Here is an 18,653-nt window from a genome sequence, read left to right on the forward strand (position 1 = left end):
GGCGTTGCGGCCACCGGTACGCGCTGGGCGGCGGTTGCTGGATCAGGTCGTCGGGCAAGTCGGGCGGCAAGAGCGCGCGCAAGGCCGCTGGCACCACTGAAAAGCGCATCGGCGTCGTCCCGATTGGATCGCCGTCAACCTGTACCGGCAAGGGCGGGCGCGTAATGACCTCGACCGTATGCGCGCGGTAGTAAGCGATGGCGGGATTGAGACTGAAGCGGCGGCGCAAGATCGCGATGAGGTGGCCGATCGCGTTAATCCCATTATCGCCTTTAATCACACACACATCGAGCAAGCCGTCATCAATGCTGGCGCGGTGGGTAATCTTGACTAGCCCGCCGTACAGTTGCGAATTACCGACCACAATCATTAACACCCGCGCCTTGATTAGGCGACCATCGAGCACGATGCGAGCGCGGGTGCCGCGAATCCGCATCACTTCTTCGATGCCGCGGGCCACATAAGCAAAGGCGCCAAACCGTCGCTTTTCGTCGGGGCGGACATTCGCTGTAATCGCTGCGTCAAACCCGATCCCGGCCATCAACAGAAAGTAGCGGTCGCCGGCGCGGCCTAAATCAATCGTGCGCGGCGACCACGCCAGCATGGTCTGCGCAGCAGTGCGGGGTTGGAGGGGCAACCCCAATTCGCGCGCCCAAACATTCATCGTTCCCAGCGGCAACGTCGCCAACATCGTCTGGCTCCCGACGAGACCATTCACAACCTCATTGATCGTACCATCGCCGCCGGCGGCCACCACCAACTCATAGCCGTTGGCGGCAGCCTGCCGGGCAAGGCAACGGCCATCGCCGGGGCCGTTGGTCGGCTGAAAATCAACCGTCCATCCCTGTTCCCGCCAGACCTGAGCGGCTGCCTCAAGTTCGGCTTCCAACTGCCCGGCATGGCCGGCGGTTGGGTTAAAGACAATCAATGTGCGCATGCAAGTGTGCTCTCTGTGTATCAGGCTACGGTCAGTATAGCAGAATCCATGCGCGGCGCTATTGCCAGCCGGCAATGCATGGTACAATAGGCGGGCGAAGGAGGAGATGCCAATGAGCCAGTTGCAGCCAGAACCAATCCCGCCAGCGCCGGAGGAGCCGGCCCCGTTGGTGATCGCCGGCCCGCGCAGCGTTGATGATGATGAGCGCGAATGCCCAGTTTGTCAGGCGCAGATGCGCCTCTGGGCCGGATGTTATCGCTGCCGGCACTGTGGCTGTAAGGAGAGCTGCTGTTTCTGAATTGACACGCCGCCATCTTTCCAGTACCATAATCGCTACGCAAACCGCTACACAGGCGGCGATCAACGACCGGGCAGACGCATGAACCAGTATGTAGCGCAATTTCTCGCTTATATGGCCGATGAACGCAACATGTCGGCCAATACAACCGCAGCGTATCGAACCGATCTCGATCAGTTGTGCAGCTTCTTGCAGGATCGCGGGATCGAACGCTGGGCCGATGTTGACGCCGAGGCGATGATGGCCTTTGTACTCAACCTCAAAGAGAAAAAGTACGCCAACTCGACGGTTGCGCGCCGGTTAGCGGCGGTGAAGTCGTTCTTCGCCTTCTTGCGGGAACGAAACCTCATTAGCCACGATCCAGCCGAACACCTCGATGCGCCGCGCGTCGATCGCTTCCCGCCGCGGGCAATTTCCCAGCATCAGGTTGATGAGTTGCTGGAGTTGCCGCTGCAAAATGGCACCCCCGAAGGGTTGCGCGATAAGGCGATGCTCGAAGTGCTGTACGCAACCGGGATGCGTGTTAGTGAGTTGGTCGCGCTGAATGTTGATGATGTCGCCTTTGATGCCAAAACCGTGCGCTGTTTGGGCCGGCAGGGCCGCGAACGCACGGTTCCGTTGAGCGATCCGGCGGTGACGGCGCTGGAAGAGTATCTCGATATCGCGCGTCCGCAGTTGACTCGCCAGACGAGCAGCGATGATGAAGCGCTCTTCCTCAATCATCGCGGCAAGCGGTTGACCCGGCAAGGATTTTGGCTCATTCTCAAGAGTTATGCCGAACAGGTGGGTATGCATGATTTGACGCCGCATATGTTGCGCCATTCCTTTGCCGCTCACCAATTGCGCAGCGGGGTTGATTTGCGCGAGTTGCAAGAACGGTTGGGCCACGCTTCGATTGCGACCACGCAGATTTATACCCATCTGGCCGGAGAAACGCCGCCATCGAATGCGGCCAATAACGGCCATGCCCATCATTCGTAATGGTACACCGCCGGGCAGGGTTATCGCGGCGAGGCCGAGGTGGCTCGCGTGAGGTGTTTGCGCGCCCTGCCGGCCTATGCTATACTCATTCAGTGTTGGCGATGAACCGGAGGAGTACGTCGCGATGAGCGCCCAGCGAGCTGGGGACGGTGCGAGCCCGGCGGCTCAGAATGGCGGAACGGCGCCGGGGAGCCGGAATTGGCGTTGAGGTGAGCGGCTCGGGCCGCTAACTGGGGTGGAACCGCGCGTCAGGTGTGATGCGTCCCCGGGCGACATGTTCGCCCGGTTTTTTATTGTGTGCGAAGGAGGAATCGCTGTGCCGGCTACATCACTCGACCAGATTGTGGCGCTGGCCAAGCGCCGCGGCTTTATCTTTCCCAGCAGCGAGATTTATGGCGGGTTGCAGGGGGTGTATGATTACGGCCCGCTCGGGGTTGAATTGAAAAACAACATCATCGCCGATTGGTGGCGCACGAATGTTTACGAGCGCGATGATATGGAGGGGTTAGATGCCGCGATCTTGATGAACCGGCTGGTCTGGAAGTACTCTGGTCACGAGGAGACCTTCAACGATCCGCTGGTTGATTGCCGCGTGTGTAAGATGCGCTGGCGCGCCGACCACATCCACGGCGTTTGCCCCAATTGCGGTTCGCGCGATCTGACCGAGCCGCGCCCGTTTAACATGATGTTCCGTACCCAGATCGGGCCGGTGGCCGATAGCGGCTCGTTCGCGTATCTGCGCCCCGAAACTGCGCAGGGCATTTTTGTGAATTTTGCCAATGTACTGACGACGACGGCCCGCAAGCTGCCGTTTGGGATTGCCCAAGTCGGCAAAGCGTTTCGCAACGAGATCAACCCGCGCAACTTCCTCTTCCGGGTGCGCGAGTTCGAGCAGATGGAGATCGAGTATTTCGTGATGCCCGGCGCCGATGAAGAGTGGCACCAGCGCTGGCTTGAGTCCCGGTTGGCATGGTGGGAGCAAATCGGTATTCCGCGCAGCCGGATCACGATCTACGATGTGCCCGCCGATGAGCTGGCCCACTACTCGAAACGCACCTTCGATCTGATGTACGACTATCCCAATATCGGCGTGCAAGAGATTGAGGGGATCGCCAATCGCACCGACTACGATCTTGGCTCGCACAGCAAAGATCAAGACCAGCTCAATCTAACCGCGCGCGTCAATCGCAACGAGGATAGCATTGCCCGCCTGACCTACTTCGATCAGGCTAGTGGCCGGCACGTGGTGCCGTATGTGATTGAGCCGTCGGCAGGGGTGGGGCGCGCGATGCTAGCCGTGCTGTGCGAGGGGTATGCCGAAGAGCTGACCAAGGCCTTGCCGGCTGACAAGCTGGCCGTGGTTGGCGAAGCGCTGCAATCGTTCCTCAAGTCGGTGGGTCGCAGCGAAAAGATCAGCGCCGAAGCGCGCGATGCGATTCTGGCGCGGGGTGAAGAACTCGGCCAAGCGTTGGCCGAGCGGTTGCCGGAAGTCGAGCAGTTATTGGCGATGCCGGGAGTGGATCAGATTGAGGTGGGCAAGAAACTGCGCGGCCAAGCCCAACCGCTGATCGACGAGCATTACCGCACGGTGTTGCGGTTCAAGCCGCGGCTGGCCCCGATCAAAGCGGCGGTCTTCCCGCTCAAGCGCAACCACGACCAACTGGTCGCCACCGCCAAAGAGGTGCGCCGCCGGTTGCAGCTTGGCGGCGACATGCGCACCGTCTACGACGACACCGGCGCGATCGGCAAACTCTACCGCCGGCAAGACGAGATCGGCACGCCGTTCTGCATTACGGTCGATTTCGACACGATCGGGCAGGGCAAAGATCCGGCCTTGGCCGAAACCGTTACGGTGCGCGATCGCGATACGATGGCCCAAGAGCGGGTGCCGATCGCCGAACTTGAAGCATATCTCCGCGAGAAGCTCCGCGCATAGTCACTTGTAGCGCCGCACTGCTGTGCGGCGTCAAGGCAGTGCGGCGCTACAAGAGCCAATGGTACACCGCGGTCTGGCCGGTGTTGTCGGTAATCTGCACTGCTAACCGGCGGCTCGCGCTGATGCCCGCCGGGTTGTGATAGCTAAATTGCCGCCATGCGCGCGGGCCGAGATCGCTCGCAAGGGTGGCTGCATGCCACGGTCCGTCGTCAAGCGCTAACGCTACGCGGGCAATACCCTGCCCTGCCGACCATGCCACTCCGCGCAGCGGTTGATGATTATCGCCTTGGAGAACCTCACCGAGGTTGAACAGCCGGCAGTCAATGGCTAACGAACCATCGCAGTGCGCTGCGGGCGGCGCTGCTTCGGCTGAAATCAGCGTGATCCGCTCGATCCATTTCATCCAGTACGCGCCGGCCCAGCCGGGCACAACCAACCGTACCGGTCCGCCGTGCAGCGCCGGCAGCGGCTGGCCGTTGACCGCATACGCTAGCATCGCATCTTGCCAGAGCTTAGCAAGGGGAACATAGCGTACCAGCGGCTGCTCGCCATAGCTCCAACAGGCGGCAAAGGCCGCCTGCGGCTTGACGCCGGCGGCTTCCAGCAAGAGGGCAACCGGAACGCCAATCCACTCGGCGTTGGCAATCGCTGCGTAGCGGTCGTTGCCGTCGTCGCGCCCAATGAGCACGGCAAAGAAGCTGCTGACCGGTTTGTGGAGCAGGTCGTCGTAGTCAATCACCAGCGGATGCCGGACAAGCCCGTCAATCGTCAATTCCCAACTGGCCGGGCTCAGGTCTGGGATCAGTTGCCGGTTACGCGCAAAGAAGTGCTCAATGTTCGTCACCGCTGCGTCGAGGATCGCGAGTGGCGGTTCAAGGATCAGCGGGTGGGTGGAGCGCTGGCGGAGCCGGTTGTCCTTGACCAGCGATTAGATTGGCGAGGTGAACGGGAGCGTCTCAAGTGACATACGAGCATCCGTTGGTGTAGAGTGCTTGGTCAACTACCGGCAGTATAGCGGCGCCGGCTGCAAAAATGATGACAATCACTGGCGTTAAGACTACAAAACGTTTAGCCATGCCGGTTAATTTGACGAGTAGTGAAAGGGTACGGTATAGTACTCATACTATGAGTATTCAAAGCGTAACAACAGTGTTGTGCAGGAGCTGGGCGGTTAGTGGTTGGACATACTGCGGCGAGACCGAGTTATGTCGCTGTGGTGATTGCGCAACTGCAGCGATTGGCGGCGAGCGGGTGGGTGATGCCTTCACAGAAACAGCCTCTTACCATTGAGCTAGCTCTGCTTGGGTTCGTGCGGCAGCGACCCATGCACCCGTATGAGTTATTTCAGCAGGCGCAAGCGCGCGATGGGTTGGGGTGCATTTGGCGGATCAAGCAAAGCCACCTCTACGCCGTGCTTGATCGGCTCGAAGCAGAGGGGTATCTCCGTTGCCATCTTGAAGGACAGGGCAGCCGGCCACCGCGCAAAATCTTCTCGTTGACCGAGCAGGGTGAAGCGATTTTTACCGAATGGTTAAGCACGCCGGTAGCGCATGGCCGTGATATCCGGTTAGAGTTTTTAGCCAAATACTACTTTGCCCGGCGTGAAGGGGTTGCGGCAGCAACGCAATTATTGGTGCGGCAAATCGTTTGTTGCCAAACATGGCTGGCAGAGAACGATATCAAGATCGCTGCGCTGCCGGCCGATTCGTTTGAACGGGTAGTGTTGCAATATCGAACGGGCCAGTTGCAGGCAGTGTTGGCGTGGTTAGAGGGATGCCGGCAGACGTTGGTTCAAGAGCGAGCAGAACATCTGTCCGGCGCCCGGCCCTGAAGGGCCGGGCTTGGCTTACGAAGCCCGCTGCGCGGGCTGCTGGCCCTCACCCCTGCCCCTCTCCCACACCAGTGGGAGAGGGGAGCGGAGAATTGAGCGTTGAGGCATTGCATAGCGATGAATGGTTGTACTCGATTAAACGTTCTGTCTGCTCTTCAACAAACGCTGGCAGAGGTTGTTGAACGCTAACAGGATATACATCATGATTCGATCGTTCAGTCTTCTCCTCTTCGCGCTCTGGATGTTAACCGCGTGTAGCACACCCCAAGCAACCGCAGCTACTGAGATCACGGTCGCAGCGGCGGCTGATCTCACCCCGGCGTTTCAGGAGATTGGGATGCTGTTTACCGAACGCACCGGCATTCAGGTGGTATTCAATTTCGGTTCGACTGGCCAGCTCGCCCAACAAATCGAGCGCGGCGCGCCGTTTGATGTGTTTTACGCCGCCAACAAGAGTTTTGTCGAAGATCTCGCCGCGAAAGGCATGGTAGATGTATCATCAATGGCCATCTACGCTCAAGGCCGGATCACAATCTGGACGCGGGCCGATCAGCCGTTGCAACCACAACAGCTCACCGATCTGCTCGATCCGGCCTATCGGCGGATTGCAATTGCTAACCCCGAACACGCTCCGTATGGGCAGGCGGCGCGTGAGGCGTTGGAACGGGCCGGAATCTGGGAGCAGATCAAAGACCGGCTGGTGTTTGGCGAGAATGTGGCCCAAACCTTGACGCTGGCCAATACTGGCAATGTCGAAGCAGCGATTGTCGCTCTCTCGCTGAGCGTGCAGAGCAATGGCCATTGGGTGCTGATTCCGGCAGAATTGCATCCCGATTACCCGCTGATTCAGATGGCGGCGATTGTGACCAGCTCAAAGCAGCGTGAGGCTGCGCGCCGGTTTATGAATTTTGTAAGCAGCCCGGAAGGGCACGAGATCATGAGCAAGTATTATTTCATCTTGCCCAACGAGAGGTAGCGGAGTATGAATTGGCCGGCGTTGTGGCTGTCATTGCAGGTGACGGTCTTGGCAACGTTCTTCATCGTTGTGATCGGTTTGCCGATTGCATTGTTCCTTGCGCGTACCGCGTTCCCCGGACGAATTGTGGTGGAGACGCTCTTGATGCTACCATTGATTTTGCCGCCGAGCGTGATCGGCTATTATCTGCTGCTAGCGTTGGGGCGGGGTAGTCCGCTTGTGGAATGGTTTCAGATCCGTATTTTGTTTTCGTGGCCGGCGGCAGTGGTGGCGGCGGTGGTGGTAGGGTTGCCGCTGATGATCCAGAGCAGCAAAGCCGCGCTAGCAAACGTTGATCCGCGGCTTGAACAAGCGGCGCGCACGTTGGGGGCCGGCGAACTGCGGATTATTGTCCGGATCACGTTACCGCTGGCCCGGCGCGGGATTGTGGCCGGCATCGTGTTGGGAGGCGCGCGGGCGCTGGGCGAATTTGGCGCTACCTTGATGGTGACGGGCAATATCCCCGGACGCACCCAGACCTTGCCGATCGCGATTTATGATGCAGTGCAAGCGCAACGGTACGCTGACGCCAACTTGATGGTGCTGGTCATGACTGCGGTTGCCTTTGTTGGCTTATGGTGGGTGCGCCAACTGGAACGTCCGCGCCCGGCGCCGGCTGCAACGCAGATCACGAGGCAGGAGGAAACCGATGCAACCGCGCTTGTTCGTTGATATCAGGCGCCGGTTTGATCATCTGACGCTGCGGATGCAGTTTCAGGTTGAAGCCGAGATCCTCGTACTGTTTGGGCCGTCGGGGGCGGGCAAGACGCAGACCTTGCAGGCGATTGCCGGCTTGATGACGCCGGATGAGGGCATAATCAGCCTTGGCGATACGACATTGTTTCGCCGGCGCCTCGGCGAAACGCCGATCAACCTGCCGCCGCGCCGGCGCCGGATCGGCTATGTCTTCCAGCATTACGCCCTCTTCCCGCACATGACGGCGCTGGAGAATGTCGCGTTTCCGTTAGGCAATAGCGCGCAGGCCCGTCGTCGCGCTCACGAGCTGCTCGATCGCATGCATCTGGCCCATCTGGCCCAGCGTAAACCGCACGAATTGTCGGGCGGGCAGCAGCAGCGGGTAGCGATTGCGCGCGCTTTGGCGACCGATTCGCCGGTCATCTTGTTTGACGAGTCATTTTCGGCGCTTGACCAGCCGGTGCGCGACCAGTTGCACGCCGATCTACGCGCCTTACAGACCGAGCGCGGTCTGATCGTGATCTACGTCACTCATAATCTCGATGACGCCTTTGCCGTTGGGCGCCGGATCGCGGTTGTGCGCGAGGGCCAGATCGAGCAAATCGGGCTGCTGGCCGAGGTCTGCCGGTATCCGGCCAATGTGCGGGTGGCGCGGGTGTTGGGGATGGCCAATTTGATCACAGCGCGCGTGATTGGCATTGACCTCGATCGGGTCTGGCTCGATTGGCAGGGATGGCGGATTGCTGCCGCGCTGCCGCCGCAACTGCCGGCGCTGGGAGCGACGGTCACGGCCTTCATCCGGCCCGAAGAGATCTGGCTCGTCTACCCTGATCGTCCGCTGACTCGGTTTGCCGATCACAATCTGCTGCTGGGCCGGATTGTCGAGTGGCGGCCGGGCCGGCGGTTGTTTCAGTTGCACGTTGCGGTTGGGGGAGTGATGCTAGAGATGGCCCATCCCTATACCGCGTATACGGATCTCGATACGGCGGTAGGGAATGAGGTGCAGCTAAGTATTCACCCCGAAAGCGTCGTCATTGTGCCAGAAACCAGCCAAACCACGCATGATCTACGATCTCACCCGTCCGATCACATCCGGCATGCCGGTATATCCGGGTGATCCGCCGGTGCAGATCACGCCGCTGCCTAGCCCGCCATGGCAGATCAGTGCGCTGCACTTAGGCACCCACAGCGGCACCCATCTCGATGCGCCGCGCCATCGTTTTGCTGATGGCGCCGGAATTGATGCGATTCCGCCTGAGCGGCTAGTCGGGCCGGGGAACGTGATTGATGCCCGCGGGTATGCGGCCAATGCGCCGATCGGGCCAGAAGTCTTGGCCGGCATGGCGTTGCCGGCGGGCTTGATGGTGGTTATCCGCACCGGCTGGGAAGCGTATTGGGGAACAGATGAATATGCTCGCCACCCGTATCTGAGCGCCGGATTGGCGCAGGCGCTGGTTGATGCAGGTGTCACGCTGGTAGCAATCGATGCCTTCAGCGTCGATTCGACTGTTGACGGCAATGATACCGCCCATGTTGCATTATTAGGGAATAACATCCTCATTGCCGAAAACCTCTGCAATCTGGCCGCATTGGAATCCGGCGTCCGTTATACCTTCGCTTTCCTCCCTCTGCCCCTCGTACATGCCGACGGCGCACCGGCGCGCGTGCTGGCTTGGCGCGAAACGTAAACTATTTCCTAACCAAAAAAGCTATTCAAAATCGATTTAGTTCATGTTATGATAGTTGGGCGCAATAGATTGTTTGCGTCGTGAGATGTCTTGAGTTGCAATATAAGAAGAGATTTTTATTCTTGTGCGTAAACGGTGTTAACCACTCATTTCTCTAGCTTCATCTCTAGTAATAGTGGTTTTTGTTGTAGATGCAACGTACGAATATGATAGAGACGTTGCCTTGCAACGCCTCTTCAACATTTTTTTGCCATGCAGGATACGCTCGAACAGGCGATTCAGCACTTTGAACCCCAACGTCGCCGTACTTACCAGATCGCTGGTCTGCTTAGTGTGGTTTTAATCTCGATTGATGCGTTTGCCATTCTGTCCGCTGATCTCTGCCGATCGTGGGTAGAGCGGTTGGTGCATCTCGCCAATAATCTGGTTATGGTGACAGGTGCATTGGCGCTCGTTTAGATGCTCTCGCGGCGCTGCTATCAACTTACCTTCCTCGAACGGCTCGCCTTCTTCTTGTTTACCTTCGATTCGCTGGTATTCAATAGTTTGCTGCCGCCGCTGTTTGGCCAGACTCTTGCGCAACGCTGGCATGAGACCGTCAAGGATGATATTTGGTTGATGATGGTGGTGTGCGCGCTCGCCTTTCACCTACTTCGCTACCGCATCGCGATGGCGTTTACGATCGGTTTTTATAGCCTTTCGGTGGCGATTGTGGGTGGCCAGATGGTATTCGCCAGCCTGCAAGGCATTAATCTTGAACCGGGGTGGCGGGTGTTGCAAGTGTACGCTTCGGTAGCGGTGTTTTTGGGCTTTATCTACGTCATGAGATCGAGCGCAGGCGCAGCAGTTGCAAACCGAGTATGCCTTGATGAAAGAGTGGGCGCTCATCGATGGGTTGACCGGGATCGCCAACCGGCGTCGCTGCGAGCAGGCGTTGCAAGAAGCGATGGCGCGTTGCCGGCGGTACGATGAACCATTCACCATTTTCCTGTGGGATATTGATCACTTTAAACAGATCAACGACGTCTACGGTCACGAGGTGGGTGATCAGGTGTTGCGCCAGATGGCCCAGTTGGCCCGTTCCAAGATTCGCGCATCTGATGTGGTTGGCCGGTGGGGCGGGGAAGCGTTTTTCTTGCTGCTGCCGCATACCCGCTTGGGTGCGGCAATGCAGTTGATCGAGCGGTTGCGGCGCGCGGTGATGGCCGAGGTGGTGGTTGGCGATCGTCTGGTGAAGGCCAGTTTTGGCGTGGCTGAATACCGGGGTGATGATGATCCGGCTGGATTCTTGGCGCGCGCTGACGCGGCTCTGTACACTGCCAAAGCTGCCGGGCGTAATCATGTGCGGGCGCATCCGCCGCTGGCGAGCCAGCCTATTGCGATCTTGTAATAGGCGCTCGCTATAGTAGGCAGCACGCCGGCAACGGCTGGTTCGTCGCGTCGCGAGCGAGGGTCTACGGATGGCAGGGTTTGCCGAGCGGATCGTTGCCGGGGGAACACCCAGCTTTTGGGCAAAAGATCCGGATGATTTCTTACCAAAAGCAACCTCAGTCGAGTATGATGAAAGAGAATCTTTTCGCTGGGTTCTCGTGGTTTGACGCTAGCACGTTGTAAAGATGCCTTGTTCTCTTATCACTGCTTCGCTGGCGGAGCATTGGCGAAGGTTCTATCCCTCATCATTGCTGCGGTGACGAAGCCCCTGTCTACTATGCAAACGGTCATCGAACAAGAACGCGGACGCTTCGACCAGCAACGTCGCCGCACTTACCAGATCGCTGGTTCGCTGGGTGTCTTGATGGTGGCAATTGATATTGTCAAGCAAAGCCTTGATCATACTCAGCCGCTCGTTGTGCGTCTCGTCTATATTGTTAATGATCTCTTTCTGATCGCGATTTCCCTCTTTGTGGTTTGGCTCGTCACCACCCGGCGCGGCAAATTAACGACCGTGGAACGGCTGATGTTTATCGTCTTCGCTGCCGAGTCGTTGTTATTCAACGGCATCGTGCCGCCGCTGCTCGGCCAAACCCTCGCGTTGCGCTGGGAGCAGACCGTTAATGATGATATCTGGTTCTTGCTCATGATCTGCACGCTCGGTTTTCACCTCTTCCGTCATCGGGCCAGTGTGCTGATAGTCACCAGTTTGTACGGTCTCTCGGTGATCATTCTGGGTGGCCAAATCCTGTTCAGCATGCCGCACGAACCGCTCGAACCGGGGTTGCGCTCGTTGCAAGTGTATGGCATGGGCGCGATCTTTCTGTGCTTTATCTATATTGTCAGCCGTTACCGGGCGCAGACCCAGCGGTTGCAGATCGAGTATGAGCTGATGGAAGAGTGGGCCTTTGTCGATATGCTTACCGGCTTGGCCAACCGCCGGCGTTGTGAACAGGTGTTGCAAGAAGCAATTGCGCGCTATCAACGGTACGGCGAACCATTTACGATCTGTTTGTGGGATATTGACCACTTTAAGCAGATCAACGACACTTATGGCCACGAAGGTGGCGATCAGATCTTGCGCCAGATGGCGCGTTTGGCGCGCACGACCATCCGTTCGACCGATTTCGTTGGGCGGTGGGGCGGCGAAGAGTTTTTCTTGCTGCTGCCCTGCACGCATCTCGCAGAAGCTGAGCAGCTTACTGATCGTTTGCGCCATCAGATAATGGGGCGCATAGGGCTTAGCGATCGCGTTGTCACAGCGAGTTTCGGTTTGGCCGAACATCACCCCAGCGACGATCAGACCAGTCTGCTGGCGCGAGCGGATTCTGCTCTGTATGAGGCCAAATCGACCGGACGTAACCGGGTCGTTGGCGCTGAACTGTCTCCTTCGTTTGTGTGAAAAAACCGCAATAGATCTACCCTAAGCCAGCACTTGCCTCCCGTTTATAGCGAGATAGTGTAACCACGCTTCTGTCTGCGATCGTGAGGGTGGGTTTGATGATCTACCGTCAATTGACGTAACAGCGAGACAACGGATCAGATGCATCTGCAATCGATGCTATAATAGCCACTACGCTGAACAAGCAAGGGGTTCTGTATGAGCATCGAGCAGATTGTTGCCGGGTGCGCGGTACAGCTTGAGGGTATCCACACCGCACGCGAGCGTGCGATCGCGGCGACTCGCGTTTTAGTGAGGCAAAGCGCCAACAGTATTCGTGCTGCCCATCGCGGCGATTTTGCCACGGCCCGCCATCTCTTGGCGGTGGCTGCGGGAGTAGTAGCCGAACTCAATGATGCTACTGCTGGTGCGCCTGAAGTGCGCTACGCCGGTTATACCCAAGATGCCTTGAAAGAGTACGCCGAGGCGCATCTAGTGTTGGCCTTTTTGGCCGGTGACGAGCCGCCAACCGGTGAAATGATTGGCGTTGAGCCGGCGGCCTATCTCAACGGTTTGGCCGAGGCGGCGAGCGAGCTGCGTCGGGCGATTCTCGATGGGTTGCGCCGGGGTGAGGTGGCGCGTGGCGAACAATTGCTGGGCGTGATGGACGATATCTACAGCGCATTGATCACGGTCGATTTTCCCGAAGCGATTACCGGCGGTCTGCGGCGCACCACCGATGCGCTGCGGGCAGTGCTTGAGCGCACTCGGGGCGATGTGACGGCAGCAATCCGGCAGGAATATTTGGCGGCGGCGATGCGAGCGTTGGAAGCGCGGCTTGGGTAGCCGGCAATGGTGGTGGTATGATGCAGGTTGATCAGGAAACGCAGGGTCGCCGCAATAAAGTGGTGAGCGCTGCCGATGCCGTGCAGGTGATCCGCAGCGGTGATACCGTCGCGACGGGTGGGTTTGTCGGCACCGGCTTTGCCGAAGAGATCGCGATCACATTGGCGGAACGGTTTCGCGCTACCGGTGAACCGCATGATCTGACGCTCGTCTATGCAGCGGGGCAGGGTGATGGGAAAACGAAGGGGTTGAACCATCTCGGTCTGCCCGGTTTGGTGCGCCGGGTGATTGGCGGCCACTGGGGCTTAGTGCCGGCCTTGCAACGTCTTGCCGTCAGCGGGCAGATCGAAGCCTATAATTTGCCGCAGGGCGTGATTACCCACCTCTACCGTGACATCGCTGCTGGCAAGCCGCGCACGATTACGCGCGTCGGCCTCGGCACATTCGTCGATCCACGCATCAGCGGCGGTAAACTCAACGAGCGCACCCAAACTGATCTAGTCGAGCTGATCACGTTTGATGGCGAGGAATATCTGGCCTACAAGACCTTCCCGATCAATGTCGCCATTTTGCGTGGCACGACCGCCGATACTGAAGGCAATGTCACCATGGAGCGCGAGGCACTGACGCTGGAAGCGCAGGCGTTGGCGATGGCTGCTCACAATTCCGGTGGGATCGTGATCGTGCAGGTCGAGCGGTTGGCCCAGCGTGGCACCCTTTCGCCCCGTCACGTCAAGATTCCCGGCATTCTGGTTGATTGCATCGTCGTGGCGCGCCCCGAACATCATTGGCAGACCTTTGCCGTGGCCTACGATCCGGCGCTGAGCGGCGAGATTCGGGCGCCTACCGAGCTGTTGTCGCCGATGCCGCTCAACGAGCGCAAACTGATCGCGCGCCGGGCGGCATTTGAACTACAGGCCAATGCCGTCGTGAACCTCGGCATTGGCATGCCGGAAGGAATTGCGGCAGTAGCCGCCGAAGAGGGCATCTCTGACCTGTTAACGCTCACGACCGAGCCGGGGGTGATCGGCGGCATTCCGAGCAGCGGGCTCAATTTCGGCGCCGGCATTAATACCGATGCGATTGTCGATCAACCAGCGCAGTTTGATCTGTATGACGGCGGCGGGTTGGATCTGGCCTTCCTTGGCTTGGCGCAGGCCGATGCTGCTGGCAACCTTAATGTGAGCAAATTCGGCCCGCGGCTGGCCGGCGCTGGCGGCTTTATCAACATCAGCCAAAATGCGCGCCGGGTGGTGTTTGTGGGCACCTTTACCGCCGGTGGCTTGCAGGTGGCCGTCCATGATGGGAAGCTCCAGATCGTACAAGCGGGGTGTGAGCGCAAGTTCGTTGAACAGGTCGAGCACATTACCTTTAGCGGGCGCTACGCGGCCAAGCGGGGCCAGCCGGTGCTCTACGTCACCGAGCGCGCCGTCTTCCGGCTGACCCCGGCAGGGATTGAGCTGTGCGAGATTGCCCCCGGCATCGACCTTGAACGCGATATTCTGGCCCAGATGGCGTTTCGTCCGGCGATTGCCGCCGATGTGCGCGTGATGGATGCGCGCATCTTTCGGGATGGGCCAATGGGGCTGCGGACAGCACTGGTTGGCTTGCCGCTCGAACGGCGTTTCAGCTATGACCCGCACAGCGGCATTCTCTTTATCAACTTTGAAGGTCTGCGCATCACCCGGCCGGAACAGATTACCGCAATTGCCGATCACGTTGACCAACTGGCGCGCCGGGCCGGCCAGCGTATGGCGGCGGTGGTCAACTACGACAACTTCAGCATTACGCCGGAACTGTTGCCGGAATATAGTGCGATGGTCGCGCACTTGATGGAACGGTACTACACCCGCGTCACTCGCTATACGACGAGCGCCTTTTTGCGGATGAAGATCGGCGACGCCTTGGCGGCGAGGGGGGTAGCGCCGCATTTGTTCGAGCAGCAAGAAGAGGCATTACGCGCGTTGCGCGCGTCGCCAGCCAAGGATGCCGGTTAAGAGCGGGCTGCACCTCTAACCGGCATCAGCCTTCCCCATGGGTGCCCGAATCACCACGGAGGCGCCCGGCCCATCGCCAAATTGCAAGGTGGCCCCAATCTGGCGGCAGAGGCCCTGCACCAGTTGCATGCCAAGGCTACCGCCGCCAGTATTGACTGTGAGTGGCATACCGACGCCGTTATCAGCGACTTCGACACGCAACGCATCACCCTCTTTATGCAACCGCAAACTGATGGTGCCATCTTTGGCGCCATGGGGAAAAGCGTGCTTGACGCTATTCGAGACCAGTTCGGTGACGATCAAGCCCAGCGCGATCGCCTGATCGATACTGATGCTAATGCCGTGGCTCACTTCGCTAACCAGCCGGATCGGGCTGCCCCGCATACTAAGCGAACGCCAGACGCTGGCGGCAATATTTTGCAAATACTCGCCAATGTCAATGTGGGCTAGACTCTCTGAGCGGTACAGTTGTTCATGCACTAACGCTAAGGCGCGAATGCGGTTTTGGCTATCTTGAACCGCGGCGCTGACCCGCTCATCGCTGATATTTTCGGCTTGCAAGCGCAAGAGGCTTGACACGATCTGCAAATTATTTTTGACCCGATGATGCACCTCGCGCAGCAGCAGTTCTTTTTCCGCCAGCGCGGCGCGCAGTTGGGCTGCGACCGCTTGCGGCCCCGACAAATCGGTCACCACCGCGCACATATGGGCTTCGGTCTCGTCGCGCAAGGCGCGCAACGAGATCTGGGCCGGTCGCTGCGAACCATCAACCGCTTGCAGGGTAATTGGCCCCTTGCTCGAACCGGCGGCGCCGGCAGCGAGCAATTCAGCGCAGAGCAGCCGGTCAGCCGGCGCGACCAGATCGAGCAACGAGCGGCCCGTCAATTGATCTTGGGGCAGACCGGCCATCTCAGCGAACTTGCTATTGCAATAGAGAATGGTGCCATCGGCCAATAGAGTCAAGGCGCCTTCATTCATGGTTTCGACCAACACCCGGTAGGGGTGTTCGGCGCCGCGCAGGGTGTAGATCAACGGGCCGCGCGGCCCATCAATCACCAGCGCATCAGCTTCGCCCATCTGTAAGGCTCTCACCAACTCTTCCAATTCAGCGAGGCGCGCTTGAAGGCGAGCAATCTCGGCCGGGATCATTTGTGGCTCATTTCCCATACGGCACTTCCCTATGTACTCGCGCGAGGGTGTATGGGGGCAACCCCGTGGGTTGCCGGTACCACGCTCGTGAAGCGACATTACTTAATCATCATCAGTCAGAATATTCAACGCGGCAGCCACTCGCGGCCAATCCGACGAACGCAATTCACCGATAAACGCGGTAGGCGGGCCGGGTTCGACAACCAGCAAGGTCGGCGTCGCAATAATATGATCTTCGCGCGCCCGATCAGGCTGTTGATAGACATCGATCACCTCAAGCCGGTAGCGACCGGGTATATACCGCTCGCACAACCGGCGCACCGTGGTAATCGCGCGGGTCGAACGGCTAGTCGCGCCGGCGACGTACAATCGCAGCAATGGTACAACTGGCTGATTGGTGATATCCATCGGCTCAGCTCCCTGTATGTCGCCGGGGTGTTAGATCGAGACCAACCAGCACCCGTTCCGTGTTCGAGAGATCGCCTACGATTTTGCGAATGGGCAGCGGCAATTTGCGCACCAAGGTGGGAATGGCCAGAATATTGTCGCTAATCGCCCGTTCGGGTTCGTGATGCAAATCGATCACGTGAACCCGGTAGCGGCTCTGCAAATATTGATCGCAAATCCGGCGCAAGTTAGCGATTGCGAGCAGGCTTTTGGGGGTCTGCCCGGCAATGTAGAGCCACAGATCATATTCATACTCCGGCGCTTCATCTGCCATCGCTGCCCTCTTGGGTAGAGTCACAGTACCGGCTGGTTGTTAGCCGGCTCTGGATCTGGGCCTGTGCGCGCGCTTCCGATAGGTCTGCGTCCGCGTTCATCTCGTCATTGAGCGCAGCCAACTCGGCTTGCAACGCTTCGATCTGCAATGCCAACAATCGCTGTTGCAAGGCGTAGCGGCGCTGGCGCTGGATCGCTTCCCGCTCTTGCAGTTCTTGTTCGTGCCGGCGCCGCTCTTGCTCGGCGATGCGCGCTGCGCCAACCAACACGGTCTCGCCGGCGGCGTAAATGTCTACCAACCGCAAACCTTGCGCATCCATCACCAGCTCGCGCACCTGATTGGAATGGCGCATGCCACGGGATTTCAGCACCAGCAAGCTCCGGTTGCGTTCGCCGTTGGCCTCGTGGTTGCGCAAGACGATCCACGTATCGACCAGCGATGAAATATTGACCTCGCTCTGGGTAGGATCAGCGCTGGCATTGGTCAGACTAGTAGCGAGGGTCGTGACCCCCAATGACTTAAGGCCATCGAAGAGGCGGAACAGCATGGTCGTAATAGCAACCGGGCGGCTGATGGTATGAAAACCGGTGATCGGGTCGATCACCACCACGCGCGCACCGCACTGTTCCACTGTTTCGAGCAACGTGATCAAGTGGGTCTCTAAACCGGCTAGGGAAGGCCGGCTGCTGATAATCTGCAAGAGGCCGCGATTGCGCCATTGCTGCAGATCAATCCCGATTGAGCGCAAATTGCGCACAATCTGATCGGCTGACTCCTCGAACGCGAAGAAGATCGCCGGTTCGCCGCGCTCGCAGGCAGCGGCGACAAACGACGCGCCAAGGCTCGTTTTGCCCGAACCGGTCGGGCCGCTAACCAGAATGGTGGAGCCGCGGTAATAGCCGCCACCATCAAGCAATTGGTCAAGATCGGGAAAGCCGCTTGAGATGCGTTCGGCCGAAACCGGATACCTTAGCCCGAACGAGGTAATCGGAAGCATAGTGATGCCATGCGGCCCGATCGTAAAGGGATACTCGTTGACGCCGTGCGATGAGCCGCGGTACTTGACGATGCGGGCATAGCGGGTCAATACGTGCTCGGTAATCCGGTAGTCGAGCAAAATGACGCAATCAGCCACAAACTCTTCGATCCCAAAGCAGCTCAGGCCTTGCCCGGAACGTTCGGCGGTAATAATGGCAGTCAGGCCACGCTGGCGCAACCAGCGGAAGAGCCGTTGCAATTCGCCGCGCAGAATGGCTTGATTGCCAAACGCGCTAAAGAGGGTTTCGATGGTGTCGAGCACGATCCGTTGCGCCCCGATCCGGTCAATCAGCAGGCCGAGCCGGATGAAGAGGCCTTCGAGATCGTACTCGCCTACTTCCGCCACTTCACCCTGATCAAGCGAGATCTGTTCGATCAGCAACAACCCGCGCCGTTCCAGATCGGTGACATCGATGGCCAGATTGGCTGTATTGATGCGCAAATCAGCCGGGCTCTCTTCAAACGAGACAAAGAGGCCGGGTTCGCCATAGAGCGCCGCGCCGCGGGCCAGCGTCTCAAACGCCAGCAGGGTCTTGCCGCAGCCGGGGCCGCCGCAGATCAGGGTAGGCCGGCCCCGCGGCAGACCGCCGCCGGTAATGTCATCGAGACCACGGATCCCGGTTGGCGCTTTAGGCAAGTTCGTGATGGCGGCAGGCAGTTCCACCAACGTTCCTCTTCTCCTCCAACAATACCGACCCCTCCTCGTAA

At 59.0% G+C, this 18,653-nt stretch carries 20 protein-coding genes; 14 read left to right on the forward strand and 6 right to left on the reverse strand.

Annotated elements, in window-relative coordinates; all coding sequences use genetic code 11:
• Positions 1-937, reverse strand: a 937-nt coding sequence (locus U9R81_RS06720; RefSeq protein WP_322494737.1) for a diacylglycerol kinase family protein, incomplete at its 3' end; no start/stop codon positions are given.
• Positions 938-1,049: 112 nt separating this feature from the next.
• On the opposite strand from U9R81_RS06720, the gene U9R81_RS06725 reads away from it, so the two are divergent.
• The 3 genes from U9R81_RS06725 to U9R81_RS06735 all read left to right on the forward strand — a co-directional run bounded on the left by U9R81_RS06725 (position 1,050) and on the right by U9R81_RS06735 (position 4,152).
• Positions 1,050-1,235, forward strand: coding sequence for a hypothetical protein (locus U9R81_RS06725; protein WP_322494738.1), 186 nt, complete (start codon positions 1,050-1,052; stop codon positions 1,233-1,235).
• 81 nt (positions 1,236-1,316) lie between these two features.
• The gene (locus U9R81_RS06730) at positions 1,317-2,216 is read left to right on the forward strand and encodes a tyrosine recombinase (RefSeq protein WP_322494739.1); all 900 of its coding nucleotides are present in this window, start codon (positions 1,317-1,319) and stop codon (positions 2,214-2,216) included.
• 316 nt (positions 2,217-2,532) lie between these two features.
• Complete coding sequence (locus U9R81_RS06735; protein WP_322494740.1) at positions 2,533-4,152, forward strand: glycine--tRNA ligase; 1,620 nt, start codon at positions 2,533-2,535, stop codon at positions 4,150-4,152.
• Positions 4,153-4,198: 46 nt separating this feature from the next.
• Here the strand turns inward: U9R81_RS06735 and U9R81_RS06740 are convergent, their stop codons facing one another.
• Complete coding sequence (locus U9R81_RS06740) at positions 4,199-4,996, reverse strand: molybdopterin-dependent oxidoreductase (protein ID WP_322494741.1); 798 nt, start codon at positions 4,994-4,996, stop codon at positions 4,199-4,201.
• Positions 4,997-5,410: 414 nt separating this feature from the next.
• On the opposite strand from U9R81_RS06740, the gene U9R81_RS06745 reads away from it, so the two are divergent.
• From U9R81_RS06745 to U9R81_RS06795, 11 genes are all read left to right on the forward strand, one after another.
• Positions 5,411-5,983, forward strand: coding sequence for a PadR family transcriptional regulator (locus U9R81_RS06745; protein WP_322494742.1), 573 nt, complete (start codon positions 5,411-5,413; stop codon positions 5,981-5,983).
• Between the two features lie 202 nt (positions 5,984-6,185).
• Positions 6,186-6,959, forward strand: a complete 774-nt coding sequence (gene modA, locus U9R81_RS06750) for a molybdate ABC transporter substrate-binding protein (RefSeq protein WP_322494743.1) — start codon at positions 6,186-6,188, stop codon at positions 6,957-6,959.
• A gap of 6 nt (positions 6,960-6,965) precedes the next feature.
• Positions 6,966-7,670 carry a molybdate ABC transporter permease subunit gene (modB, locus tag U9R81_RS06755; RefSeq protein WP_066783415.1) on the forward strand — a complete coding sequence of 235 codons (705 nt, stop codon included), beginning with the start codon at positions 6,966-6,968 and terminating at the stop codon, positions 7,668-7,670.
• The gene (locus U9R81_RS06760; protein WP_322494744.1) at positions 7,648-8,811 is read left to right on the forward strand and encodes an ABC transporter ATP-binding protein; all 1,164 of its coding nucleotides are present in this window, start codon (positions 7,648-7,650) and stop codon (positions 8,809-8,811) included. The genes modB and U9R81_RS06760 overlap by 23 nt, the downstream gene beginning before the upstream one ends.
• On the forward strand, positions 8,756-9,382 hold the full coding sequence (locus U9R81_RS06765) for a cyclase family protein (RefSeq protein WP_322494745.1): 627 nt from the start codon (positions 8,756-8,758) through the stop codon (positions 9,380-9,382). The genes U9R81_RS06760 and U9R81_RS06765 overlap by 56 nt, the downstream gene beginning before the upstream one ends.
• Before the next feature lie 252 nt (positions 9,383-9,634).
• A complete protein-coding gene (locus tag U9R81_RS06770) occupies positions 9,635-9,841 on the forward strand; it encodes a hypothetical protein (protein WP_322494746.1) in 207 nt (68 codons plus the stop codon).
• Positions 9,842-10,354 carry a hypothetical protein gene (locus U9R81_RS06775; protein ID WP_322494747.1) on the forward strand — a complete coding sequence of 171 codons (513 nt, stop codon included), beginning with the start codon at positions 9,842-9,844 and terminating at the stop codon, positions 10,352-10,354.
• Positions 10,251-10,772, forward strand: a complete 522-nt coding sequence (locus tag U9R81_RS06780; RefSeq protein WP_322494748.1) for a GGDEF domain-containing protein — start codon at positions 10,251-10,253, stop codon at positions 10,770-10,772. The genes U9R81_RS06775 and U9R81_RS06780 overlap by 104 nt, the downstream gene beginning before the upstream one ends.
• Positions 10,773-11,090: 318 nt before the next feature.
• Positions 11,091-12,215, forward strand: a complete 1,125-nt coding sequence (locus tag U9R81_RS06785; protein ID WP_322494749.1) for a GGDEF domain-containing protein — start codon at positions 11,091-11,093, stop codon at positions 12,213-12,215.
• Between the two features lie 198 nt (positions 12,216-12,413).
• Positions 12,414-13,040 (forward strand): haloacid dehalogenase, encoded by a 627-nt coding sequence (locus U9R81_RS06790; protein WP_322494750.1) that lies wholly within the window; start codon positions 12,414-12,416, stop codon positions 13,038-13,040.
• Between the two features lie 17 nt (positions 13,041-13,057).
• Positions 13,058-15,037: an acyl CoA:acetate/3-ketoacid CoA transferase gene (locus U9R81_RS06795; RefSeq protein ID WP_322494751.1), complete on the forward strand. Its 1,980-nt coding sequence runs from the start codon at positions 13,058-13,060 to the stop codon at positions 15,035-15,037.
• Positions 15,038-15,052: 15 nt separating this feature from the next.
• Here the strand turns inward: U9R81_RS06795 and U9R81_RS06800 are convergent, their stop codons facing one another.
• The 4 genes from U9R81_RS06800 to kaiC all read right to left on the reverse strand — a co-directional run bounded on the left by U9R81_RS06800 (position 15,053) and on the right by kaiC (position 18,609).
• Complete coding sequence (locus tag U9R81_RS06800) at positions 15,053-16,186, reverse strand: sensor histidine kinase (protein WP_322494752.1); 1,134 nt, start codon at positions 16,184-16,186, stop codon at positions 15,053-15,055.
• Between the two features lie 102 nt (positions 16,187-16,288).
• On the reverse strand, positions 16,289-16,594 hold the full coding sequence (locus U9R81_RS06805) for a circadian clock KaiB family protein (protein ID WP_322494753.1): 306 nt from the start codon (positions 16,592-16,594) through the stop codon (positions 16,289-16,291).
• A gap of 4 nt (positions 16,595-16,598) precedes the next feature.
• A complete protein-coding gene (locus U9R81_RS06810; protein ID WP_322494754.1) occupies positions 16,599-16,907 on the reverse strand; it encodes a circadian clock KaiB family protein in 309 nt (102 codons plus the stop codon).
• A complete protein-coding gene (gene kaiC / locus U9R81_RS06815) occupies positions 16,897-18,609 on the reverse strand; it encodes a circadian clock protein KaiC (RefSeq protein ID WP_322494755.1) in 1,713 nt (570 codons plus the stop codon). Before kaiC ends, U9R81_RS06810 begins: the two co-directional genes overlap by 11 nt.
• Positions 18,610-18,653: the final 44 nt, after the last annotated feature.

It is taken from the genome of Chloroflexus sp. (genome assembly GCF_034435895.1).
In the GTDB taxonomy this organism is placed as follows: Bacteria; Chloroflexota; Chloroflexia; order Chloroflexales; family Chloroflexaceae; genus Chloroflexus.

Bases quoted from the DNA above. Each gene is read 5' to 3' on its own strand.
- U9R81_RS06725 (WP_322494738.1), top strand. From the start codon at position 1,050: ATGAGCCAGTTGCAGCCAGAACCAATCCCGCCAGCGCCGGAGGAGCCG.
- U9R81_RS06730 (WP_322494739.1), top strand. From the start codon at position 1,317: ATGAACCAGTATGTAGCGCAATTTCTCGCTTATATGGCCGATGAACGC.
- U9R81_RS06745 (WP_322494742.1), top strand. From the start codon at position 5,411: ATGCCTTCACAGAAACAGCCTCTTACCATTGAGCTAGCTCTGCTTGGG.
- modA (WP_322494743.1), top strand. From the start codon at position 6,186: ATGATTCGATCGTTCAGTCTTCTCCTCTTCGCGCTCTGGATGTTAACC.
- modB (WP_066783415.1), top strand. From the start codon at position 6,966: ATGAATTGGCCGGCGTTGTGGCTGTCATTGCAGGTGACGGTCTTGGCA.
- U9R81_RS06760 (WP_322494744.1), top strand. From the start codon at position 7,648: ATGCAACCGCGCTTGTTCGTTGATATCAGGCGCCGGTTTGATCATCTG.
- U9R81_RS06765 (WP_322494745.1), top strand. From the start codon at position 8,756: ATGATCTACGATCTCACCCGTCCGATCACATCCGGCATGCCGGTATAT.
- U9R81_RS06770 (WP_322494746.1), top strand. From the start codon at position 9,635: ATGCAGGATACGCTCGAACAGGCGATTCAGCACTTTGAACCCCAACGT.
- U9R81_RS06775 (WP_322494747.1), top strand. From the start codon at position 9,842: ATGCTCTCGCGGCGCTGCTATCAACTTACCTTCCTCGAACGGCTCGCC.
- U9R81_RS06780 (WP_322494748.1), top strand. From the start codon at position 10,251: ATGAAAGAGTGGGCGCTCATCGATGGGTTGACCGGGATCGCCAACCGG.
- U9R81_RS06785 (WP_322494749.1), top strand. From the start codon at position 11,091: ATGCAAACGGTCATCGAACAAGAACGCGGACGCTTCGACCAGCAACGT.
- U9R81_RS06790 (WP_322494750.1), top strand. From the start codon at position 12,414: ATGAGCATCGAGCAGATTGTTGCCGGGTGCGCGGTACAGCTTGAGGGT.
- U9R81_RS06795 (WP_322494751.1), top strand. From the start codon at position 13,058: ATGATGCAGGTTGATCAGGAAACGCAGGGTCGCCGCAATAAAGTGGTG.
- U9R81_RS06800 (WP_322494752.1), bottom strand. From the start codon at position 16,186: ATGATCCCGGCCGAGATTGCTCGCCTTCAAGCGCGCCTCGCTGAATTG.
- U9R81_RS06805 (WP_322494753.1), bottom strand. From the start codon at position 16,594: ATGGATATCACCAATCAGCCAGTTGTACCATTGCTGCGATTGTACGTC.
- U9R81_RS06810 (WP_322494754.1), bottom strand. From the start codon at position 16,907: ATGGCAGATGAAGCGCCGGAGTATGAATATGATCTGTGGCTCTACATT.